This window comes from Methylobacterium sp. (assembly GCF_019750675.1).
Classification (GTDB): Bacteria; Pseudomonadota; Alphaproteobacteria; order Rhizobiales; family Beijerinckiaceae; genus Methylobacterium.
Genome location: NZ_JAIEOF010000364.1, coordinates 1 through 5,651 on the forward strand (window position 1 = coordinate 1; position 5,651 = coordinate 5,651).

At 68.9% G+C, this 5,651-nt stretch carries 5 protein-coding genes and 1 pseudogene; all 6 read left to right on the top strand.

Annotated elements, in window-relative coordinates; genetic code table 11:
- A pseudogene (locus tag K2X24_RS18730) lies at positions 1-610 on the top strand (tail fiber protein); the annotation flags it as partial.
- A gap of 66 nt (positions 611-676) precedes the next feature.
- Positions 677-1,615, top strand: coding sequence for a hypothetical protein (locus K2X24_RS18735; RefSeq protein ID WP_292499955.1), 939 nt, complete (start codon positions 677-679; stop codon positions 1,613-1,615).
- A complete protein-coding gene (locus K2X24_RS18740) occupies positions 1,615-3,924 on the top strand; it encodes a hypothetical protein (RefSeq protein WP_292499957.1) in 2,310 nt (769 codons plus the stop codon). The genes K2X24_RS18735 and K2X24_RS18740 overlap by 1 nt, the downstream gene beginning before the upstream one ends.
- Before the next feature lie 170 nt (positions 3,925-4,094).
- The gene (locus K2X24_RS18745) at positions 4,095-4,925 is read left to right on the top strand and encodes a hypothetical protein (RefSeq protein WP_292499959.1); all 831 of its coding nucleotides are present in this window, start codon (positions 4,095-4,097) and stop codon (positions 4,923-4,925) included.
- A gap of 2 nt (positions 4,926-4,927) precedes the next feature.
- On the top strand, positions 4,928-5,203 hold the full coding sequence (locus K2X24_RS18750; RefSeq protein ID WP_292499961.1) for a hypothetical protein: 276 nt from the start codon (positions 4,928-4,930) through the stop codon (positions 5,201-5,203).
- Complete coding sequence (locus K2X24_RS18755) at positions 5,200-5,610, top strand: hypothetical protein (protein ID WP_292499963.1); 411 nt, start codon at positions 5,200-5,202, stop codon at positions 5,608-5,610. The genes K2X24_RS18750 and K2X24_RS18755 overlap by 4 nt, the downstream gene beginning before the upstream one ends.
- Positions 5,611-5,651 lie beyond the last annotated feature (41 nt).

Genomic DNA, 5,651 nt, shown 5'->3' on the forward strand with positions numbered 1-5,651 from the left:
CGGCGGCAATCTCGGTGCGACCGGCGGCTCCGAGACGGTGGCACTGACGGAGGCGCAGCTCGCCTCGCACAGCCATGCCGGCGGCACGACCGGACCAGCTGGAGGCCACGACCACGGCGGCGGCACCACCAGCGCGGGCCAGCACAGTCACGGTGGTGCGACCGGCAACGGTGGCGACCACAACCACACCGGAACGACGGATGGCGGCGGGGCACACTCGCACACCGGCACGGCGGACAGCGCCGGCACGCACACGCACGGCGTCCAGTATCTCCGCCAGCAGAACTACGCGACCAACGGTGGGTCCGGCGGCACCAACGCCCTGAACGCGGGTGATGCCGGAGCCACCAACACGACCGGCATCACGGACGGAAACGGCGCGCACACCCACGGCATAACGGTGAGCAACGCGCCGGCCCACCAGCATGCGTTCACGACCAACGGCAGCGGATCGCACGGTCACACCATCCCGTCGGACGGCAACCACGCCCACGGCATCACCGCAGCGGGCGACCACACCCATTCGCTGGACCTCAGCCCGGCCGGCGGCGGCCAGGGCCACTCGAACATCCCGCCCGGCCTCGTCGTGACCTTCGCCATCAAGGTCTGACCGGCTCCCCTTGCTTCGCCCGTCCCGCCCGCCACGCGCGGGCTTTTTCATGCCCGGAGGCCGCCCTTGAGCGTCACCGATTGGTCCACCACGCCTGCCGCGAACGCGACGGCCGACCCCACTATCCGCGCTCAAGACGGTGCCTCGGCCCGGGCGCTCCCCGAGCTGGTACGCGGCGTCATGGCCAAGACCGCAGCGCTCGCGCTGGATCAGGGCGGCGCCCTGGTTACGTCGGGAACGGGCAACGCCTACGTCGTGACCACGAACTCCGGGGTGACGAAGATCGCCCCTGGTGTGTCGCTCTCGTTCTGGGCGGATCGCGACAACACCGGCGAGCCGACCCTCAACGTCGACGGGGCTGGTCCGCAGCGCTGGCTCGGCGCGGACGGTCTCTTCCTCCCGCCGGGATCGATCCAGGAGGGTCTCCTGTACACCGTCGCTTTCGCCGGAGCCGTGCCTGGCTCGCTACCGGCTTGGCGCATGGTCGGCGGCGGTGGGGCCGGTCTTTCCGCCGCCGGCATCGCCTTCGATTTCAGCGGCACCCTCGCAGAGCGCGCGCAGTACGACGCCCAGCCGAAGGGGAAGACCTTCCTGGCGATCGCGGACACGCCGCTGGGTCCGTCCTGGGTCCTCTACCTCAAGCGCTCGAGCGCCTTCGCAGACTGGTCGACCGGACTGCCGATCAAGGCCAGCCCGGCGCAGTCCACCGCCGACGCCCAGGCCGCTGCCGATGCCGCTGCGGCGGAGCGGGCCAATGCCGAAGCGCAGGTCGCGCTTGCGCAGTCCCAGGCGCGGGCGGCCGACGCGGCGCGCACTCTCGCAGAACAGCAGGCCGGCGTCTCCGCCCAGCAGGCTGGTGTCGCGGCCACGCAGGCCGGACGGGCCAGCGCATCGGCCGTCGAGGCGGCCTACCTCGCGTCGCTGGTCGGCGCGCTCTCCTACGACATGGGCAGCCTGGACCAGCCCTCCGATGGGTCCGCCAACTTCGACTTCGGAGCCTTGTGATGTCGCGCCAGCCCCTTCGTTTCACGCGCGGCAATGCCGCTCAGGTCGCCCTCTATACGGGCGGGACCGCGGAGCCGGTCTTCAACACGGACACCAAGGATCTCCACCTCCAGGATGGCTCGACCCCCGGCGGCATGCGCCTCGTCTCGGAGAAGACGCTGATCGTGCCGAAGGGCGGGACGTTCGCCGCCCCCGTGATCGATCAGCTCGGCCGCAGCATGGACCTGCGGAAGTTCGGCAACTGCACGCCGGGCGCCGACGCCAGCGTCGACCAGCGCGACGAGAACACCCGGACGATCAGTCGGGCCATCGCGAAGGCCTACGAGGACCGCTCGATCAGCATCATCGATTTCCCGGCCGGCGACGTCTATCTCGGCAACGGTCCCGCCAGCGGCACCATCCGGTACAATCAGGCCCTACTCTACATGCAGGGGTGCGATAACCTGCTGCTGCGCGGCAACAACACCCGGATCTGGCTGCCTGGCACGAGCGAGGCCGATTACCTCGGCCTGATGACGCTCGTCCGCAACACCGGTACGTGTGGCTTCGTCGGGAACTGGCAGGTCGACCTGCTCAATCCGGCCGTAAATCAGGGACGGATCGTCGGCTTCGTGCCCAACTCTTACATCGACGTCGAGCTCGCCTGGTCGCCGACCTGGTCGACCGTGAAGTGCGTCACCCGGTGGAGCGACGATCGCAAGCCCCTCGCGTTCCTGGCTTCCCGTTCCGCGTCCGGCTTGCCGATGACCAAGGTCTCCGGCGGCACGAGCCTACGCTACCGGATCGATATCAGCGGCAACGATGGCGCGCTGGACATCCTGAACACCGGACTGACTGCCGTAGGCCAGCTGGTGTCGCTCCAGCACTGCACCTATGGGGCCAACGTGCTGCATGCCATCGGCAACGAACGTATCCTGGTCGACGAAGGGTTCGTGGTCTCGGGCGGCGCCGGCATGGCGATGTACGGCCAGGCAAGCCCCACGACCTGGAAGGGGACAGTCAAGCGGCCCAAGCGCTTCGGCGTCAGGTCGCTTCTGTCCACCACGGTCGACGGCATCCACCTCAAGGGCTGCGGACCCAGCACGGTGCGAGGCCTCATCGAGGGAACCGGCGACGACTGCGTGAACGTGGCCTGCTGGAGCGATCCCGTGGTGACCCGCGACTCGGCGACCAGCCTGACCATTGCCCTGTCGAATCCGATGGACGGTGCCCCTGTCGTGGACGAGTTCATCGAGTTGATCGACGACACCCGCGCCAGCCGGGGCAAGTTCCGCGTCACCAGCCGCGCCGACAACACCGCGACGCCCCCGACCCGGGCCGCCCTCACGGTCGACGGTGCGCTTCCCACCGGCATCACGAGCGACTGGGTGGTGGTGAACCGCTCGACGGCGGAGGGCTACATCGTCGATGTCCGCGCAGGGTTCACGCTCGGCGCGGCGGTCCGCTCCTCGGCGGCCGACGCAGACATCACGGTGGATGCTCGCAACACCCGCCTCGATCTGCACGCGCAGGGTAGTTTCTTCGGCGTCGAATACATCCCGGCCTTCGATCTCCGGGTGCGCGCACGCGGCAGCAACATCAACTGCGGGATCGATCCGCTGCGTGCCGGCCAGGGCGCGGTGAGCTACCACGCTACCCCGCGCGCGGGCGGCGGCTTCCTGCCGAAGGGCGCGGCCGGCTCGGTGCGCGTCCTCGAACTGGACGTAACCGACACCGGCAACATGATGATCTATGCTGCCGGGCTGGACCACTTCACGGCGGCCAACGTCCGGGGCGACCGGATCAACCTCAACCCCGTGCAGTATGACGGGCTGCCCAACGGCTTCGCGCAGATCATCCTCTGCAAGACGGTCGAGCTCGACGGCGTGTCCTACCAGGGCACGGACAAGTGGAACATCAACCTGTCGAGCTGCGACGTGTTCTCGATGAGCAACTTCGACAGCAATATTGGCGCTCCGCTGACCGGTGCGACGCAGATCGGGTTCGATCTCTACACCGGGACGCAGGTCCGTATCACGCGCGGGATCTACGAGATGTGGGGTCGTGGCGCCCGGACAGGCTCGGTGGACCCCGCGATCACCTTCCCGATCCCGTTCCCGACCTCGTGCGACGGCGTCGTTGCCGGCATCGAGCTCGGAGGCGGTTCGGACAACTACAGCGCCGATTGCCCCTGCCAGGTCGGGGACCGGCTCAGCTTCATCGCTCGTCCCCGCCTGCACGGTCCGAAGAACCCGGCTGACCTGACGCAAGGCGCCGATGTTCCCCGGCCGAGCACGGCGACCTTCAATTGGTACGCCTGGGGCAAGTAGGCGTCCCGTCACCCCGTCCGTCCGCAACCGCCTCCGGGCGGTTTTTTCATGCCCGGAGGGCGTCGCGATGATGCCCTGCGGCACCCGGGCGTGCACCGCCCCGCGCGGCTGACGTGCCGCCCTTCCTCGCCGCGCTGTGCGGCCTCTACCTCCTGTGCGGGAACGCTCCCATGCCCCTGGATCTCGATCGCGCCGCGTTCTTCGATGCGGTGCGCCGCTCCCCCTTTGCCGGTCACCTGACCCAGCCCCAGGTCGACGGTATGGCGGCGATCCTCACCGCCTGCCCGGCTTCGCTCTCGATCGACGCGGCGGCCTACTGCCTCGCCACCACGTTCCACGAGACGGCGCGCACGATGCAGCCCATCGAGGAGTTCGGGCGCGGCAAGGGCCGGAAGTACGGGCCAACCGGCTTCTGGGGCCGGGGCTACGTGCAGCTGACCTGGGAGGCGAACTACGCCAAAGCGACGAAGCGCTTGCGCACCCTCGGTATCCTGAAGGTCTCCGAGGATCTGGTGAAAACGCCGACGCTGGCCATGCGCCCCGACGTGGCGGCCGCCATCCTGTTCTACGGGATGATCGAAGGCTGGTTCACGGGCAAGAAGCTCGCCGACTACTTCGCGCCCGGGCGGGCCGACCCGATCGGGGCGCGGCGGATCATCAACGGCACGGACTCCGACAAGCTCATCGCCGGATACCAGGCGCAGTTCCGGGTGGCGCTGCTCTCCTCGGTCCGGCTGGCCGGCGTGTCGGCGGCGAAGGTGCCCGATCCAATGGCGCCGCTGACGGGTGCGATCAAAACCGGGTCAAGTTCTAGTCCACCCCCGGCGCCCGCTAAGTCCTTGGCGGACAAAGGGCCCGCCACCCCGGTGGCCCAGCCGATCAAAACCCCATCAAAAGTAGTCCAGCCCGCCCCCATCGGCGGGCTTTCTTCTGCGCCCTCCCCGGCACCGCTCCCCTTCTGGTCGCGCGTGCACGCCGCCCTCTCGCGAAAGGCCGCCTGACCATGAACGTGATCTCACGCATCAACGCGCGCCTGACCGGCGCGCGGCTCATCCTCTTCGCGGTCCTGTTCTCGATCCCGGACGTGCTGAACGCGCTCGTCGGCTTCGATTGGGCCCAGGTCCTGCCGGCCGGCTATGAGGGCTACGGCGCGAAGATCGGCGCCGTGCTGATGCTGGTGCGCCTCGCCATGGTGCCGGTGCTGAAGAGCGTCCGGGACGCGGCCCGCGACGGCGCTCGCCAGGGTGGCCGGGACGTCGGTGGAGATCCGCGCCCATGATGGCCTTCCTCGCCAAGCTGCTGCTCGGGCTGCCGGGCCTCGCCAACGGGCTGCTCGCCTACCTGAACAAGCGCTCCGACAACACGGTGCTGGTGAACCAGGCCAACGTCGCGGGCGATGTCTCGGTCGGGCAGGCGCAGCTCGCCGCCTATGTCGAGGAGCGCAAGATCATCGCGCAGGAGCGCGCCGAGCAGCACCTCTCCCCCTGGACGGCCTGGATGATCCCGACGGCGTTCGGGCTCTGCATGCTGCACTTCGGTGCGATCGTCCTCGACTCGACCTTCCTGTTCAACTGGCGGGTCGCGAAGCTGCCGCCGCCCTACGACGAGATGGAGCGGTACATCGTGCTGTCCGTCATCGGCGTGGCCGGCGTCGCCGGCACGGTCCGCAAGGTCTTCTCCAAATAGCCCGATCCACCACCCCTCCCCGCTGCGGGGAGGGGTCATGC

What these genes read in the sequence shown, in the direction of transcription:
- K2X24_RS18745 (WP_292499959.1), top strand. Translation starts at nt 4,095, where the DNA reads ATGCCCCTGGATCTCGATCGCGCCGCGTTCTTCGATGCGGTGCGCCGC.
- K2X24_RS18740 (WP_292499957.1), top strand. Translation starts at nt 1,615, where the DNA reads ATGTCGCGCCAGCCCCTTCGTTTCACGCGCGGCAATGCCGCTCAGGTC.
- K2X24_RS18750 (WP_292499961.1), top strand. Translation starts at nt 4,928, where the DNA reads ATGAACGTGATCTCACGCATCAACGCGCGCCTGACCGGCGCGCGGCTC.
- K2X24_RS18755 (WP_292499963.1), top strand. Translation starts at nt 5,200, where the DNA reads ATGATGGCCTTCCTCGCCAAGCTGCTGCTCGGGCTGCCGGGCCTCGCC.